Annotated in this window: 16 protein-coding genes and 1 pseudogene; 1 reads left to right on the plus strand and 16 read right to left on the minus strand. The window is 68.1% G+C overall.

Features of this window, described 5'->3' with window-relative positions; genetic code table 11:
- Nucleotides 1–52: 52 nt before the first annotated feature.
- The 15 genes from pal to aspS all read right to left on the minus strand — a co-directional run bounded on the left by pal (nucleotide 53) and on the right by aspS (nucleotide 13679).
- A complete protein-coding gene (gene pal / locus D9R12_RS12005) occupies nucleotides 53–568 on the minus strand; it encodes a peptidoglycan-associated lipoprotein Pal (protein ID WP_014159810.1) in 516 nt (171 codons plus the stop codon).
- A gap of 91 nt (nucleotides 569–659) precedes the next feature.
- Nucleotides 660–1988 (minus strand): Tol-Pal system beta propeller repeat protein TolB, encoded by a 1329-nt coding sequence (tolB, locus tag D9R12_RS12010; protein WP_122230783.1) that lies wholly within the window; start codon nucleotides 1986–1988, stop codon nucleotides 660–662.
- 103 nt (nucleotides 1989–2091) lie between these two features.
- Nucleotides 2092–3096 carry a cell envelope integrity protein TolA gene (gene tolA / locus D9R12_RS12015; protein WP_122230785.1) on the minus strand — a complete coding sequence of 335 codons (1005 nt, stop codon included), beginning with the start codon at nucleotides 3094–3096 and terminating at the stop codon, nucleotides 2092–2094.
- Nucleotides 3086–3532, minus strand: a complete 447-nt coding sequence (gene tolR / locus D9R12_RS12020; protein ID WP_014159807.1) for a protein TolR — start codon at nucleotides 3530–3532, stop codon at nucleotides 3086–3088. Before tolR ends, tolA begins: the two co-directional genes overlap by 11 nt.
- 10 nt (nucleotides 3533–3542) lie before the next feature.
- Nucleotides 3543–4316: a protein TolQ gene (gene tolQ, locus D9R12_RS12025; protein ID WP_122230787.1), complete on the minus strand. Its 774-nt coding sequence runs from the start codon at nucleotides 4314–4316 to the stop codon at nucleotides 3543–3545.
- Between the two features lie 36 nt (nucleotides 4317–4352).
- Nucleotides 4353–4802: a tol-pal system-associated acyl-CoA thioesterase gene (ybgC, locus tag D9R12_RS12030; protein WP_122230789.1), complete on the minus strand. Its 450-nt coding sequence runs from the start codon at nucleotides 4800–4802 to the stop codon at nucleotides 4353–4355.
- 205 nt (nucleotides 4803–5007) lie between these two features.
- Entirely contained in the window at nucleotides 5008–6045 is a 1038-nt protein-coding gene (gene ruvB / locus D9R12_RS12035; protein ID WP_014159803.1) for a Holliday junction branch migration DNA helicase RuvB, read from the minus strand.
- 46 nt (nucleotides 6046–6091) lie between these two features.
- The gene (locus tag D9R12_RS12040; RefSeq protein ID WP_014159802.1) at nucleotides 6092–8017 is read right to left on the minus strand and encodes a potassium transporter Kup; all 1926 of its coding nucleotides are present in this window, start codon (nucleotides 8015–8017) and stop codon (nucleotides 6092–6094) included.
- Nucleotides 8018–8061: 44 nt separating this feature from the next.
- Entirely contained in the window at nucleotides 8062–8649 is a 588-nt protein-coding gene (ruvA, locus tag D9R12_RS12045; protein WP_122230791.1) for a Holliday junction branch migration protein RuvA, read from the minus strand.
- A gap of 232 nt (nucleotides 8650–8881) precedes the next feature.
- Entirely contained in the window at nucleotides 8882–9442 is a 561-nt protein-coding gene (gene ruvC / locus D9R12_RS12050; protein ID WP_122230793.1) for a crossover junction endodeoxyribonuclease RuvC, read from the minus strand.
- 67 nt (nucleotides 9443–9509) lie between these two features.
- On the minus strand, nucleotides 9510–10244 hold the full coding sequence (locus D9R12_RS12055) for a YebC/PmpR family DNA-binding transcriptional regulator (RefSeq protein ID WP_014159799.1): 735 nt from the start codon (nucleotides 10242–10244) through the stop codon (nucleotides 9510–9512).
- Nucleotides 10245–10324: 80 nt separating this feature from the next.
- Nucleotides 10325–10885 (minus strand): alpha/beta fold hydrolase, encoded by a 561-nt coding sequence (locus D9R12_RS12060; protein ID WP_244919643.1) that lies wholly within the window; start codon nucleotides 10883–10885, stop codon nucleotides 10325–10327.
- A gap of 89 nt (nucleotides 10886–10974) precedes the next feature.
- Entirely contained in the window at nucleotides 10975–11250 is a 276-nt protein-coding gene (locus D9R12_RS12065) for a hypothetical protein (protein ID WP_147475087.1), read from the minus strand.
- Nucleotides 11251–11319: 69 nt separating this feature from the next.
- On the minus strand, nucleotides 11320–11835 hold the full coding sequence (locus tag D9R12_RS12070; protein WP_014159796.1) for a GNAT family N-acetyltransferase: 516 nt from the start codon (nucleotides 11833–11835) through the stop codon (nucleotides 11320–11322).
- Nucleotides 11836–11927: 92 nt separating this feature from the next.
- Nucleotides 11928–13679, minus strand: a complete 1752-nt coding sequence (gene aspS, locus D9R12_RS12075; RefSeq protein ID WP_122230799.1) for an aspartate--tRNA ligase — start codon at nucleotides 13677–13679, stop codon at nucleotides 11928–11930.
- A 223-nt stretch (nucleotides 13680–13902) separates the two neighbouring features.
- Between aspS and D9R12_RS12080 the strand changes: the two are divergent.
- Nucleotides 13903–14298: pseudogene (locus D9R12_RS12080) on the plus strand (DUF3011 domain-containing protein); the annotation flags it as partial.
- A 182-nt stretch (nucleotides 14299–14480) separates the two neighbouring features.
- Here the strand turns inward: D9R12_RS12080 and D9R12_RS12085 are convergent.
- Nucleotides 14481–14822 (minus strand): FmdB family zinc ribbon protein, encoded by a 342-nt coding sequence (locus D9R12_RS12085; protein WP_122230801.1) that lies wholly within the window; start codon nucleotides 14820–14822, stop codon nucleotides 14481–14483.
- Nucleotides 14823–14885 lie beyond the last annotated feature (63 nt).

The raw sequence follows: 14885 nt of genomic DNA on the forward strand, positions 1-14885 counted from the left end.
TCACCGGCCCTGGTGGACCACCGCAAGCGGTGGCCTGAAGTTCAGCCGTCGATTACTTCGCGGTGTACACGATCTCGACGCGACGATTCCTGGCCCAGCAGTCTTCGTTGGACTCGGTGCAGGTCGGACGCTCTTCGCCGTAACTCACCACCGACAACTGCGCACCCGAACCGCCGGCGGCCTGCAGGGCGGAGGAAACCGCGTTGCCGCGACGCTCGCCCAGGCCCAGGTTGTACTCGCGCGAACCGCGCTCGTCGGCGTTGCCTTCCAGGTTGACCCGGGCCGAAGGACGGTCACGCAGGTACTTGGCGTGGCACGCCATGATGGCCTGGAACTCCGGCTTCAGCGAATCCTGGTCCAGGTCGAAGTAGACCACGCGCTGACGCAGGCAGGCGTCGGTATCCAGATCGCTCGGACCATACAGACCGGAGGTTTCGACCGGCTGGGTCATCGCCGGCGGCGGCTCGACGGCAGGCGGCGGCGGGGTTTCCTTCGTGTTTTTCTTGCAACCGGCCAGAACGGCCACAGACATCAGGGACAGAGCAGCGACGCGAAACGTGGTGTTCATGTGGGTTCCTTGTGACACGAATCCGGGATGGTGGGATACAAACGTGCGCTAGTTTAACGCAATATTAAGCCAGCGGAAATGCCCGACCGGGTTATTTTTGCGGAGTAGCGTTGCGGTACGGCGACCAGGCCGGTTCACGCACATCACCCTGGGCCAGCACCAGTCGCTGACGGACACGGCCATCTGCGGAAACGGCGTACAGCACGCCCCGGCCACCCTCGCGTGCGGCGTACAGAATCATCGAGGCGTTGGGGGCAAAGCTCGGCGACTCATCGAGCGAACCGGGCGAAAGCGTGGTCCAGCGCGGCGAGCCGAGGCTGGTGTCCATCATGGCGATGCGATAGGTGCTGCCGCTGCCTTGGGCCACGGCGATCTTCTTGCCATCGTAGGACACGGTCGGGGTGGCGTTGTAGTTGCCTTCGAAGGTCACGCGGGTGGCACCGCCGCCACCGGAAGAGGCCTTGTAGATCTGCGGCCGGCCGCCGCGATCGGAGGTGAAATAGAGCTGACTGCCGTCGGCGCTCCAGGTCGGCTCGGTATCGATGCCGTACTGGTTGGTGATCTGGGTCAGCGCCTTGCTGCCCAGGTCCATCACGTAGATCTCGGGGTTGCCGCTGCGCGAAAGGGTCAGGGCCAGGCGGCGGCCATCGGGCGAGAACGCCGGCGCCCCGTTGATCCCGCGGAAGCTGGCGACCAGCTCACGCGCGCCGGTGGTGATGTCCTGCAGGTAGATCGAGGAGTTGCCGCGCTCGAAGCTGACATAGGCCAGCCTGCGGCCATCCGGGCTCCAGGAGGGCGAGAGCAGCGGTTCGGCCGAACGCACGATGGTCTGCGGGTTGAACCCATCCGAGTCGGCAATCATCAGCGCGTAGCGCGCGTTGGCGCCCAGGCCGGTCTGGGTGACGTAGGCGATGCGGGTCCAGAAGGCGCCACGGATGCCGGTGATCTTTTCGTAGATCGCATCGGCCATCTGGTGGGCGACATCGCGCATGGCGCTGGCGCGGCCGGTCATGGCCAGGCCGAGCAGACGCTCCTGCTTGGCGACGTCGAACAGTTCGTACTCGACGCGGAAGACGCCGTTGCCGCCATCGATGACGCGGCCGACGACGATGTAGTCCTGCTTCAGCGCGCGCCAGGTCGGGTACTGGATCTCCGAGCCGCGGGTCGGCTTCTCGACGATGCTGGCCTCTGGCAGGGTACGGAAGGCACCGGAGCGCTCCAGGTCCGCGCGGACCACCTGCGAGACGTCGGTGGTCGGAGCCGCGCCGGAGCCCTGGTAGGGCATCGGCACGATCGTGATGGGCAGCGCCGAGGCGTTGCCGCCGACGATGTTGATCTCGAGGGCCTGATCCTGCGCCTGGCCCAGGGCCGGGAGCAGCAGGACGATGAGCGCGACGAACCAGTGCGACAATTTCTTCATGAAGGCGTTGGTCTTGCGAAAGGCCGCTAGGGATAGCAGGCTGGACGTGAACATTTTCGCAATCATGAACGCCAAGGGGGCGTGAACCCCGCAAGGCGCGGCCTCAGCGATCCTGCGCCTCGAAGATGAAGGTGAGCTTGCGCCGGAACACCGGTTCGAACCCGCGATACGGCAGCGGCTGGGCCTTGAGCACGGCGGCCTCGATCGAGCGCTGGCCGGCCGCGTCCATCGGACAACCCGGGCGCACTTGGGCTTCCATCACCTCGCCGCCGGGCAGCTGGGTGATCTCGACCACGCATCTGGTCCCCACCGACACGCTGTCCGGCCGGGTCCACTGCTGGGTTACCACACTCTGGATCGCAGCCTTGTACCTGGCCCCCAGGCCTTCGTCGACGCCGTTCTGGCCCGGCGGGGCGGACGGCGCAGCCGCCTGCGCCGAGGCCTGCTTGGCGCGCGCGTCGGCCAGCTGGCGCAGCTTCTGTTCGGCCAGCCTGGCCTGTCTGGCGGCCTGCTCGCGCTGGGCGCGGATCGCGGCCAGCTTCTTCTGGCGGTCGTCCTCCAGCTGCTGCTCGGCCAGGCGCTGCTTGCGCTCGGCTTCCTCCTGACGCTTGCGTTCGGTCAGGTCGATCTGCTCCTGGCGGCGTTTGGCCTCCTGTTCCCTCTCGGCCTTTTCCTGGGCGATGGCCAGGCGGCTGGCTTCTTCCTGGTTGACCTGGTCCGGATCAGGCACCGGCTCCTGCGCCTGCTGCTGTTGCGGCACCTGCGAATCCTGTGGCCTGGGCTCGGGCAGCGGCTGCGGCGGCGGCACGGTGTCCTGTTCGGCCACCGGCTGTGGCGTGGGCGTGGGCGGCTCGGGCTTGGGTTCGACCTTGGAGGCTTCGCGGATCGCCTGCTGGGCGGCGCGCATGTCCGAAGCCGACATCTCCAGCGACGCCTCGATGGCCGGGGCGCCGGCCGCGGCGCTGGCCTGGTCGGTGTTCCAGTTGAAGTACGAGGACAGCACGATCAACAGCAGCAACAGCAGGTGCATGGACACGGCCAGCACCACCGCGGTGCCCGGACGGTCGCGTGGATCCCTGCGGTCGAAAGACGACGCCTCAGCGTGCATTGCCGCCCGTGCCGCCCGGCTTGCTCATCAGGCCCACCTTGGTCACCCCGGCCTTGGAAATGATGCCGGTCGCGTCGATCACCTTCTGGTAGTTGGCATCCCCCGGGGCGGCCAGGAACACCGGAATGTCCTTGTTCTCGCTGACGAAGGCCGCCAGGCGCGCCTGCAGCTCTTCGGCCGAAAGCTCCTGGATCGGGGCATCCTTGAGCTTTAGAAAGAAGCGCCCGTCACCGTCCACCGTGACGATCACCGGATCGGCCTTGCTGTCCACCGAGCGCGCGGTCGACTTGGGGATGTCCACGTTCACCGCCAGGGTCAGCATCGGCGCGGTGACCATGAAGATGATCAGCAGCACCAGCATCACGTCGATGTAGGGCACCACGTTGATCTCGGACTTGAGCTTGCGGCGCTTGCGCCGGGAGATGGCCGATTGCATGGGCGGCCCCTTACTCTTCGCCGGGCTGGCGCTGCAGGATGGAGCTGAATTCCTCGGCGAAGGTTTCATAGCGCACCGAGATGCGCTCCACGCGCGTGGTGAAGCGGTTGTAGGCCCAGACCGCGGGGATGGCCACGAACAGACCGATCGCGGTGGCGAACAGCGCTTCGGAAATGCCCGGAGCCACCGCCGCGATGCCGGCCTGCTCGCCGCTGTTGAGCATGTCGTGCATGGTCACCATGATGCCGAACACGGTCCCGACCAGGCCCACGTAGGGCGCGTTCGAGCCGATGTTGGCCAGCAGTTCCAGGTTGCGTTCCAACGCGTCGACCTCGCGGGCGAAGGTGGTGCGCATGGCACGCTGGGCACTTTCGAGCTGGACGCGCGGGTCGCCGCGGCGCTTGTCGCGCAGGCGCGAGAACTCGCGAAAACCGGCCTCGAAGATCGCCTCCAGCCCGGTCACCACACGGTTGCGGTCGGCAGCGGCCGAATACAGCTTGTTGAGGTCGGCGCCGGACCAGAACCGGCCTTCGAACTCGTCCGCATCGCGGTTGGCGCGCTTGAACACGCCGGCCTTGCGGAAAATGATCACCCAGCTGACCAGCGAGCCGACCAGCAGCAGCAGCACGATCAACTTGACCGGCAAGCTGGCTCTGGACAGCAGCTCGAAGTAGTTGATGCTGGTGTGGGTCACCTGCGCGGTGGCCTGGGCGGCTGCGCTGGCGGTCTGCGCCGGCAGCGCCTCGGTCACGGTGTCCTGCAGCGCCAGGAGCAATCCAATCATCCGTCGTGTTCCTCGGTGTTCTACGCGTGTAAGGGGTTAACTTGCAATTTCCAGCGATTTGAATGCCTGGTACAGCGGCTCGGCCAGGGCCACCGGGCGAAACGCGGTAGCCGAGACCGCGGCCACCTTGACTTGCGCGCTGAGCAGCAGCTGATCCTCGCGCCAGATCTGCTGGGCAAAGATCACGCTGGCCCGCCTGACCTGCTTGACCGCCGCGGTGACCGCCAGCAGGTCGTCCAGCCGCGCGGGCCTGAGAAAGTCCACCTGCATGGCCCGCACGACGAAGACCAGGTCGTGGTCCAGGCGCAGCTGCTCCTGCATCTGTCCGCGGGCGCGCATCCATTCGGTGCGTGCCCGTTCCAGGAAAGCCACGTATTGCGCGTGATAGACCACCCCGCCAGCGTCGGTATCTTCCCAATAGACGCGTGTCGGCCAACTGAATAAAGGCCGGGACTCGGGGCCCGGGACCCGGGACCCGGCGGTCATGACCCGCTCCTTCTTAAAGGGCGGGACTCGGGGCCCTGGACCCGGGACCCGAAGGCCATGACCCGCTCCTTTTCATCGGCAAGGCCCTTGCGCAAGAGCGCTGCATGGCCATCAGAACGGCCTCCCCGGGACCCGCTCCTTTTCATTGGCAAGGCGCGGGCGCAGGAGCGCTGCACGGCCATGGCCATCCACTGCGCGGCCTTCATCAGAACAGCTCCTCCGGGTCCCGGGTCCCGGGCCCCGGGTCCCGAGGCGTCAGCCCCAAATGCAGATAGGCCTTGCGCGTGGCCATGCGCCCGCGTGCGCTGCGCACCAGGAAGCCCTGCTGGATCAGGTAGGGCTCGACCACATCTTCCAGGGTGCCGCGTTCCTCGCTCAGCGCCGCAGCCAGCGATTCGACACCGACCGGGCCACCGTCGAAATTCTCGATGATGGTGTGCAGCAGCCGGCGGTCGATCTCGTCGAAGCCTTCCGGGTCCACCTTGAGCATTTCCATCGCCGCCTTGGCCACGGTGTGGTCGATGTGCCCGCCGGCGCGGACCTGGGCGTAGTCGCGCACCCGCCGCAGCAGGCGGTTGGCGATGCGCGGGGTGCCGCGCGAGCGCCGGGCGATCTCGGCCGCGCCCTCCGGCTCGCAGGTGATGGCCATGATCTGCGCCGAGCGGCGCACGATCCGGGTCAGCTCCTCGGCGCTGTAGAACTGCAGGCGCTGGACAATGCCGAAGCGGTCGCGCAGCGGCGCGGTCAACAGGCCAGCGCGGGTGGTGGCGCCGATCAGGGTGAACGGCGGCAGGTCGATCTTGATCGAACGGGCCGCCGGGCCTTCACCGATCATGATGTCCAGCTGGAAGTCCTCCATGGCCGGATACAGCACCTCTTCGACCACCGGCGAAAGCCGATGGATCTCGTCGATGAACAACACATCGTGCGGCTGCAGGTTGGTCAGCAGCGCGGCCAGGTCGCCGGCCTTCTCGATCACCGGGCCGGAAGTGGCGCGCAGGCTCACGCCCAGTTCGTTGGCGATCACCTGGCTCAGGGTGGTCTTGCCCAGGCCCGGCGGACCGAAGATCAGCACGTGGTCCAGCGCCTCGCCGCGGCCCCTGGCGGCCTGGATATAGATGTCCATCTGCTCGCGCACCGGCTGCTGGCCCAGGTAATCGGCCAGGCGCCGGGGCCGGATCGACGCCTCCAGGGCGTCATCCTCGCCGGTGGCGTCGGCGGCAATGAGGCGGTGCTCGTTCATGCGGCCATGGTCGCACGCGCCGCCGCCGCGGCGCAGGTCACGCGCATCAGATCTCCACCTGCGAGCCCAGCTCGACCAGCCGGTTGCCCGGGATGCGGAAAAATCCGGTCGCCGGCGCGGCATTGCGGTGCATGGCGGCGAACAGCTTGTCGCGCCAGATCGGCATGCCGCGGCGGGCGCTGGCCACGATCGTCTCGCGGCTGGCGAAGAAGGTGGTGTCCATGGGGTCGAAGTACGGCCCGCCCTGGTCGCAGCTGCGCATCAGCGCCAGCGGCACGTCGGGGGTCTCCATGAAGCCGAACCTGACAACCACCCGGTAGAACTCGTCGCCGATCGACTCCACCTTCAACCGTCTGTCGGCCGGCGCGTACGGCAGCGGCAGGGTGTGCACGGTCAGGAACACATTGCGCTCGTGCAGCACCTTGTTGTGCTTGAGGTTGTGCAGCAGTGCATGCGGAACCACGCCGGTCTGCGCGGTCAGGAACACCGCCGTACCCGGCACGCGCACCGGCGGGGCCAGCATCAGCCCGGGCAGGAAACTGTCCAGGCCGATGCCGTCCTTGCGGATTTCGGCGGCCAGCAGTTCGCGGCCGCGACGCCAGGTGCGCAGCAAGGTGAACACGATCAGGCCCAGCGCAAGCGGGAACCAGGCCCCGTCGAAGAACTTGGCGCCATTGGCGATCACAAAGCCCACATCGACGATGAAGAACAGCACGCACAGCGGCAGCACCCACTTGCGCCCCTGCGGCCACAGCGCCCGCGCCACCAGTGCCAGCAGCAGGGTATCGATGAGCATCGTGGCCGACACCGAGATGCCATAGGCGCTGGCCAGTGCCGTGGAGCTGCCGAACGCCAGCACCACCGCCAGCACCGTGATCATCATCATCCAGTTCACCCCCGGCACGTAGATCTGGCCGATGGTGTCGTGCGAGGTGTGCTTGACCTGCATGCGCGGGATGTAGCCCAGCTGCATGGCCTGGCGGGCCACCGAGAAGGCGCCGGTGATCACCGCCTGCGAGGCGATGATGGTGGCCATGGTGGCCAGCACGATCATCGGATACAGGCCCCACTCGGGCACGCCTTCGTAGAACGGATTGCTGACCGCAGCCGGATCCTGCAACACCAGCGCGCCCTGCCCCAGATAGTTCAGCATCAGGCATGGCAGCACCATGAGGTACCAGGCATAGCGGATCGGGCGGGCGCCGAAGTGGCCCATGTCGGCATACAGCGCCTCGCCACCGGTGACCGCCAGCACCACCGCGCCCAGGATCAGCACCGAGTGCCAGCCGTGGGCGATGAAGAAGTCGATCGCCCACATCGGATTGAAGGCCTTGAGCACTTCCGGCGCGTCGATGATGTTCCACACGCCCAGCACCGCCAGGGCCAGGAACCACAGCGCCGTCACCGGGCCGAAGACCTTGCCGACCTTCTGGGTGCCGAAGCGTTGGGCGACGAACACCATGATCAGGATGGTCACGGTGATCGGCACGATCCAGCGCTCCAGGCCGGGCGCGGCCACTTCCAGGCCCTCCACCGCCGACAGCACCGAGATGGCCGGCGTGATCACCCCGTCACCGAAGAACAGCGAAGCACCGAAGATGCCAAGAATGCCGACCACGTAGGCCGAGCGCGAGCCCTGCGGCAAGGTGCGCTGAGCCAGGGTCATCAGCGCCATGATCCCGCCCTCGCCGTCGTTGTCGGCGCGCATGATGATGGTCACATACTTGACCGTCACCACGATCACCAGCGCCCAGAACACCAGCGAGAGGATGCCCAGGATGGTGTCGTGGTTGCCGACCAGGCCGAAGTGCGGCGAAAACGCCTCCTTCAGCGTGTACAGCGGACTGGTACCGATGTCGCCGAAGACCACGCCAACGGCCCCAAGGATCAGGCCGGGCAGGCCCTGGTTGCCGTGATCATGATGGGACGCCGCGCTGTCAGCAGCCGAGGAAGTGGGGTGCGCTGTGGACATGGCGAAAGTTAGCCTACTGCTGGGGAGGTGAGGAAGGCCTGCACTCAGCGCAAGGCTGAGCGCAGGGCCTTGCGGATGATCCCGGCGGCATCATCGCCCGGGGCGGCCACCTCGCGCGCCATCCGTTGCGCCTCGACGGGCTTGTAGCCCAGCTGCTGCAGGGCGGTGATCGCCTCGGATTGGGGATCCACCGGTAGCGCGGCCCCCCCGACCGGCCCTGCGATCAGCCCGGCGGCGCGATCGCGCAGTTCCACCACCATGCGCTCGGCGGTCTTCTTGCCGATGCCGGGGATGCGGGTCAGTGCGGTGACGTCGCCGGCCTGCACCAGCCGGGCGAACTGGTCCACGCTCACCCCCGACAGGATCGCCAGGGCGATCCTGGCGCCGATGCCGGTGACCTTCTGCACGTCGCGGAACAGCCTGCGCTCGCCCTCGCGCAGGAAGCCGTACAACGACACGCTGTCTTCCTTCTGCGCGTAATGGGTGAACAGCGTGACCTCCCGGCCCAGCTCGGGCAGGTCGTAGAAGGTGCTCATCGGCGCTTCGAGTTCGTAGCCGATGCCGCCGCCGACTTCGATCATCAGCCACGGCGGCGACTTGGTGATCAGGATCCCGCGCAGGCGACCGATCATGGCAGCGCTCCGGGAAGCCGGGACCCAGGAAGCCGGGACCCAGGAAGCCGGGTCCCGGGACCCGGGACCCGGGACCCGGCAGAGCCCGTCCCGGTGCACCCGAAAGCGCCGTTGCCCTGATCGGGTCCCGGGGCCCGGGACCCGGCAGAGCCCGTCCCGGTGCACCCGAAAGCGCCGTTGCCCTGATCGGGTCCCGGGTCCCGGGTCCCGGGTCCCGGCTTCTTCAAGAGACTCATTTCCTGCTCCAGGCCGCGCGCGCATCCACGCCCATCCGCTGCGCGGTGGCGCGCACGTGCGCGTGGGTGATGGCCACGGCCAGCGCGTCGGCCGCGTCGGCCTGCAGGCTGCCCTTGAGGTTCAACATGATGCCGACCATGTGCTGGATCTGTTCCTTGTCTGCGCCGCCGCGCCCCACGATGGCCAGCTTGACCTCCCTGGCGGCGTATTCGTGCACCGGCAGGTCGCGCATGACCACCGCGGCCATCGCCGCGCCGCGGGCTTGGCCCAGCTTGAGCGCCGAATCGGGATTGCGGGCCATGAACACCTGTTCGATCGCCACTTCGTCCGGCCTCCACTCTTCCAGCAGCTCACCCAGCCCCAGCAGCAGGCGCTTGAGCCGCTGCGGAAACCCGCCTTCGCCCAGCAGCACCAGCGGGCCATTGAACACGTGTGCGGTCTGGCCGGCGGCATCGACATCGATGATGCCCACGCCGGTGCGTTGCGAGCCCGGGTCGATGCCGAGGATGCGGATGGAGCCGGGACCCGGAAAACCCTGTTCCCGCGCGCCTGCCATCGCCGCTGCCGCAGCCGAGCCCCCAGTCCCGACTTCCCGACCCTTCCCAGTCCCGGCCACCGCCACTTCAGCTCACGCCGCCAAGCGAGGCCTGGTCGACGTTGGAATACACCTCCTGGACATCGTCCAGGTCTTCGAGCATGTCCAGCAGCTTGCGCACCTGCACGGCGGTCTCGCCGTCCACGGCGATGTCGTTGTCGGCGCGAAAGGTGATCTCGGCATAGCCCGGCGTGAAGCCAGCCGCGGCCATGGCCTGCTTGACCGTCTCGAAAGCCTCCGGCGCGGTCAGCACGTCGATCGAGCCGTCATCCGGATAGACCACCACGTCCTCCGCCCCGGCCTCGATGGCCGCTTCGGTCACCGCATCCTCGTCGGCGCCCGGCGCAAAGCTCAGCACGCCCACGCGCCTGAACATGAAGGCCACCGAGCCTTCGGTGCCCATGTTGCCGCCGCACTTGGCAAAGGCATGGCGCACATCGGCCACGGTGCGCACGCGGTTGTCGGTCAGCGCATCGACGATCACCGCCACCCCGCCGGGCGCATAGCCCTCGTAGCGGATCGATTCGTACTCGACGCCTTCCAGCTCGCCAGTGGCCTTCTTGATGGCGCGCTCGATCACGTCCTTGGACATGTTGGCCGACAGGCCCTTGTCCATCGCCGTGCGCAGGCTGGGATTGTGGTGCGGATCACCGCCGCCGGCGCGGGCGGCCACGCTGATCTCGCGGATGATCTTGGTGAAGATCTTGCCGCGCCTGGCGTCGCTGGCGTTCTTGCGGGCTTCGATCGAAGGGCCTCGACCCATGACACACTTCCGTTGGGACACGAACATGAAGCGATAATTTTACTCCAATGCGCCGCGCGCGCCGGCCACTGACAGCCCGGTCAGCGCTGGAACCGCCCGCAGCGCAGGAACGCGGCCACCTGGCGCGCGGCCTGCGGTGAGAACGCCAGCCCGGTGTGGCTGGCCGGTACGCAACAATGGTCGGCCAGACCCGGCAGGCGGGTTTCGGCCAGGGCCACGGTGCCGTCCGAATCGGTGCCGACCGCGCCCAGCAGCCGCCCCACCCCGCGCGGCACGAGGCCGGCGACCATCGCCACCTGGGTCGGCCCGTGCCAGGGCTGGCAGCCATGGTCCAGCAACGGCCCGCTGCGCCCCAGCAGCCCGCCCCAGCCACGCTGCAGCAGCGCACGGGCGGTGGCACTGCCGCGCAGCGGCGAGCCCAGGCACACCAGCCGCGGCACCGGAAGCTGCGGATACCGGCGCAGGGTTTCCAGCGCAATCAGCCCACCCAGGCTGTATCCGACCAGATGTGTCGGCGGGCCATCGCCCAGGCATTGGGCCAGGCAGTCGATCGCCGCCTGCGGCACTGCGGTGATGCTCCGATAGCCAAACACCTGCGCATCGAAGCCCCGGGCCGACAACCGCCAGGCCAGCGGGCGCACCCACGCTTGAGCATTCCAGATGCCGTGCAGAACCCGCACCGCCGGCAAGGGCAGTTCAGGCTGCTGGACGGCATGGGCGCGCGCCGGTCTCAGTCGCAGGTCACTGCACTGACCCGGTTGCGCGCGTCCACGTGCACCGTGACCCGGTCCATGCCGATGTCCGAGGAGGTCTGGTCGTCGGCCAGGGTGCGGAGTTGCCGGGCGCCGCTTTCGGCCTGGATGCGGTCCAGGGTGGCCTGGTCGGCAACCCGGCCGATGGCCCAGCTGCCCGAGGCCGACGTGCAACGCGCCATCTCATCGTGTGCGCAGCCACTCAACGCGGCGGGCACCAGGACCAGGCACAACAGGGGACGCAGCAGTGACATCGGCATTTCCTCCATGAAGTGGCCGCAGCATGACCCAGGCGTCGCGCCCGCTCAACCCGGACGCGGCTTTCAGGACCGTGCCGGACGTCGCAGGATGAACTCGTCATCCACGATCTTGCCGACCGGAAACTTGTACTGGCCCACCCGCTCGAACCCGTGGCGGGCGTAGAAGCGCTGGGCGCCGAAGTTCTGCGACCACACCCCGATCCACAGCGCGCGCGGGCCGTGGCGCTGGAGCCAGTCCAGGGTGGTGTGGAACAGGCGCGAGCCGATCCCGCGGTTCTGGTAGCCGGACAACAGGTACAGGCGCTTGAGCTCGCCATCCTGCGGCTGCACGTCCTGGTGCGGCAGCCCGCACGGACCGGCGGCCGAATGACCGATCGCCACGCCGTCCTCTTCGGCCAGGAAGATCGCGTAGTCCGGATGGGCCAGCACGATCCTGGCCCGGTCCAGCGCATAGCTTTCCTCCAGAAAACCGTGCAGGTCTTCGGCCGGATACAGGTGGCCAAAGGTCTCGGTGAAGGTGCGCGCAGCCAGGTCGGAGACAGCCTGGGCATCATCGGGCGTGGCTTGGCGGATGATCATGGGGTCAGGCAAGGAGCGAATGTAGAGAAGTGAGAGTGAGAAGTGAGCGACGGTGATGCGCTGGCGCTCTGCTCACTCCTCGCCCCCCTCGCTCACTTCTCGCCGCCACGCACCTGGACGTGCAGTTCGGCCAGCTGCTCGTCGGGGATCGGCGAGGGGGCGTCGGTCATCAGGTCCTGGGCGCCGGTGGTCTTGGGGAAGGGGATCACATCGCGGATCGAGTCGGTACCGGCCATCAGTGCGGCGATGCGGTCGATGCCGAAAGCGATGCCGCCATGCGGCGGGGCGCCGTAGTTCAGCGCATCGAGCAGGAAGCCGAACTTGGCGCGGGCTTCCTGCTGGCCGATGCCCAGCAGCTCGAACACCGCGCTCTGCATGTCCGGGCGGTGGATGCGGATCGAACCGCCGCCGATCTCGTTGCCATTGAGGACCATGTCGTAGCCGCGCGAGACCGCGGTCCTGGCGTGCGCACGCAGCTGGGCGATGTCGTCCACCGCCGGCGCGGTGAAGGGGTGATGCAGGGCGACGAAACGCTGGGCCTGCTCGTCCCACTCGAACATCGGGAAATCAGTGACCCACAGCGGCCGCCAGCCATCGGACACAAGACCGAAGTCCTTGCCCGCCTTCAGGCGCACCGCACCCATGAAGTCGCAGACCGTGTTGTAGCCACCGGCGCCGAAGAACACGATGTCGCCGTTGCCGGCGCCGACGTGGGCGATCAGCGCGGCCAGTCGCTCCTGGGCAAAGAACTTGGCGATCGGCGAAGCGACTTCGCCGGCCTCGCTGAGCTTGATGTAGGCCAGGCCCTTGCTGCCGTACTTGGCCGCGTGGGCGGCGTACTCGTCGATCTGCCTGCGCGACAGCGAGGCGCCGCCAGGAATGCGCAGCGCGGCCACGCGGCCTTGGGCATCGTGGGCGGCGGCCGTGAACACGGCAAATCCGCAGTCCTTGACCAGCTCGGCCACATCGACCAGTTCCAGGTCGATGCGCAGGTCCGGCTTGTCCGAACCGTAGCGGCGCATCGCCTCGGCCCAGCTCATGCGCGGGAATGGCGCGGCCAGCTCCACGTCGATCACTTCGGCGAAGATCGCCCGGATCATCTGCTCGACGAAATCCTGCACGTCGCGCTCGCCCACGAAGGCAAACTCCATGTCCAGCTGGGTGAATTCCAGCTGGCGGTCTGCGCGCAGGGCTTCGTCGCGGAAGCAGCGCGCGATCTGGTAGTAGCGGTCGAAGCCGGCCACCATCAGGATTTGCTTGAACAGCTGCGGGCTCTGCGGCAGGGCGTAGAACTCGCCCGGATGCATGCGCGCCGGCACCAGGAAGTCGCGCGCGCCCTCCGGGGTGGCCTTGGTCAGGATCGGGGTCTCGATGTCCTGGAAGCCGCGCGCGTCCAGATACCGGCGCAGCGCCTGCACCAGCCTGATCCGGGTGCGCTGCATGCGCTGCATCTGCGGGCGGCGCAGGTCCAGATAGCGGTACTTCAGGCGGGTTTCCTCGCCCGGGTTCTCGTGCGCATGGAACGGCAGCGGCGCGGCCTTGTTGAGCACGGTGATCGCGCTGGCGATCACCTCGACCTTGCCGGTCCTGAGCCTGTCGTTGACCGCATGGCGGGCGCGGACCACGCCCTCGACCTGCAGCACGTCCTCATAGCCCAGCGAGGCGGCGATGGCGAAGACCTCGGCGTTGTCCAGCTCCACCGTCACCTGCACGATGCCCTCGTGGTCGCGCAGGTCGATGAAGCAGACCCCGCCCTGGTTACGGGCCACATCGGTCCAGCCGGCCAGGGTGACGGTCTGGCCGATCAGGGTCTCATCGACCAGGCCGCAGAAGTGGGTACGCATTGCAACTCCAGGCTGGCCGCGAAGGAGCGGCCGCAAAGCCGGCTATTTTGCGGCCGCCGCCGCGGTGCGGCAAATGCCCGCCCTTTCGGCGAACGCGACCGTTGCGCGTATATAGTCCGCCCCACCTCGATCCCGCCGGAGCCGTGCCATGTTGCGAGTGTTTGCGGTCGTCCTGTTGGCCCTGGGACTGCATGCAGCCGGGCCGGCCCGCGCCCAGGACGCGGTGACCTGCGAAAGCCGTGACAACAGGTACCGGGAATGCCGGGGCTTTGAGGGCCGCGCCCGCCTGGACCGGGCCCTGTCCGATGCGCCCTGTATCGAAGGCCGCACCTGGGGCACGCGCAAGGGCATGATCTGGGTCGACCAGGGCTGCCGGGGGCGCTTTGTCCCCAGCTGGCACGCCGGTCCCGGCGGCGCCGGCAAGGGCCGCACGATCCGCTGCGAAAGCACGGACGACCGCACCCGCGAGTGCGCCGCCGGCTTCCGCGGCCGGGCCGTGCTGGTGCGTCAGCTGTCCGACAGCCGCTGCGTGGAAGGCCGCAGTTGGGGCCAGCGCGGCAGCAGCATCTGGGTCAGCCAGGGCTGCCGGGGCGAGTTCGCCGAAGATCGCGGCGGCGGCCACTGACACGGCCGCTGGCCCTGGCAGTGCCCGCAATGGCGCCCTGACCGGCGCCGGTCATCGCTCGCCGCTGCCAACACGGTCGACCCGGGCAGACCGGCAGCGCCGGGCGCGCCCACCGGACCGCGAGCGTGCCGCGGGGGGAGCTGTTTGTCAGCTTCCGGCGGCAGGCCAGCGCGGCTTCAGTCGGGACTGCCGCTGGCACCGGACTTGGGCTTGCTGGCGCTGGCCGCCGGTGCGGGCTTGCTGTCACTGGCCGCCGGCGCGGGCTTGCTGTCGCTGGCAACCGGCTTGGACTCGCCGCCGGAGCCGCCTTCGACCAGGTTGCGCTTCTTGTCCCCGTCCTTCTTGAAGTCGGTCTCGTACCAGCCGCCGCCGGCCAGCCGGAACGAGGGCGCGGTGACCTGGCGCCTGACCGTGGCGGCGCCGCAGCTGGGGCAGGTGGCGGGGTCGGCGTCGGACAGTTTCTGCAGCTTGTCGAAGTGGTGGCCGCAGGTGCTGCATTCGAAGGCGTAGATCGGCATGGCGTGCGTTGCTCAGGCGATGTGCGGGGTCGCCACGGTGGGGGCTGGCGGTCTGCGAATCAA

Origin of the sequence: Pseudoxanthomonas spadix (genome assembly GCF_003703395.1) — a bacterium.
Lineage (GTDB): Bacteria > Pseudomonadota > Gammaproteobacteria > Xanthomonadales > Xanthomonadaceae > Pseudoxanthomonas_A > Pseudoxanthomonas_A spadix.

What these genes read in the sequence shown, in the direction of transcription:
- pal (WP_014159810.1), bottom strand. Translation starts at nt 568, where the DNA reads ATGAACACCACGTTTCGCGTCGCTGCTCTGTCCCTGATGTCTGTGGCC.
- tolB (WP_122230783.1), bottom strand. Translation starts at nt 1,988, where the DNA reads ATGAAGAAATTGTCGCACTGGTTCGTCGCGCTCATCGTCCTGCTGCTC.
- tolA (WP_122230785.1), bottom strand. Translation starts at nt 3,096, where the DNA reads ATGCACGCTGAGGCGTCGTCTTTCGACCGCAGGGATCCACGCGACCGT.
- tolR (WP_014159807.1), bottom strand. Translation starts at nt 3,532, where the DNA reads ATGCAATCGGCCATCTCCCGGCGCAAGCGCCGCAAGCTCAAGTCCGAG.
- tolQ (WP_122230787.1), bottom strand. Translation starts at nt 4,316, where the DNA reads ATGATTGGATTGCTCCTGGCGCTGCAGGACACCGTGACCGAGGCGCTG.
- ybgC (WP_122230789.1), bottom strand. Translation starts at nt 4,802, where the DNA reads ATGACCGCCGGGTCCCGGGTCCCGGGCCCCGAGTCCCGGCCTTTATTC.
- ruvB (WP_014159803.1), bottom strand. Translation starts at nt 6,045, where the DNA reads ATGAACGAGCACCGCCTCATTGCCGCCGACGCCACCGGCGAGGATGAC.
- D9R12_RS12040 (WP_014159802.1), bottom strand. Translation starts at nt 8,017, where the DNA reads ATGTCCACAGCGCACCCCACTTCCTCGGCTGCTGACAGCGCGGCGTCC.
- ruvA (WP_122230791.1), bottom strand. Translation starts at nt 8,649, where the DNA reads ATGATCGGTCGCCTGCGCGGGATCCTGATCACCAAGTCGCCGCCGTGG.
- ruvC (WP_122230793.1), bottom strand. Translation starts at nt 9,442, where the DNA reads ATGGCAGGCGCGCGGGAACAGGGTTTTCCGGGTCCCGGCTCCATCCGC.
- D9R12_RS12055 (WP_014159799.1), bottom strand. Translation starts at nt 10,244, where the DNA reads ATGGGTCGAGGCCCTTCGATCGAAGCCCGCAAGAACGCCAGCGACGCC.
- D9R12_RS12065 (WP_147475087.1), bottom strand. Translation starts at nt 11,250, where the DNA reads ATGTCACTGCTGCGTCCCCTGTTGTGCCTGGTCCTGGTGCCCGCCGCG.
- D9R12_RS12070 (WP_014159796.1), bottom strand. Translation starts at nt 11,835, where the DNA reads ATGATCATCCGCCAAGCCACGCCCGATGATGCCCAGGCTGTCTCCGAC.
- aspS (WP_122230799.1), bottom strand. Translation starts at nt 13,679, where the DNA reads ATGCGTACCCACTTCTGCGGCCTGGTCGATGAGACCCTGATCGGCCAG.
- D9R12_RS12085 (WP_122230801.1), bottom strand. Translation starts at nt 14,822, where the DNA reads ATGCCGATCTACGCCTTCGAATGCAGCACCTGCGGCCACCACTTCGAC.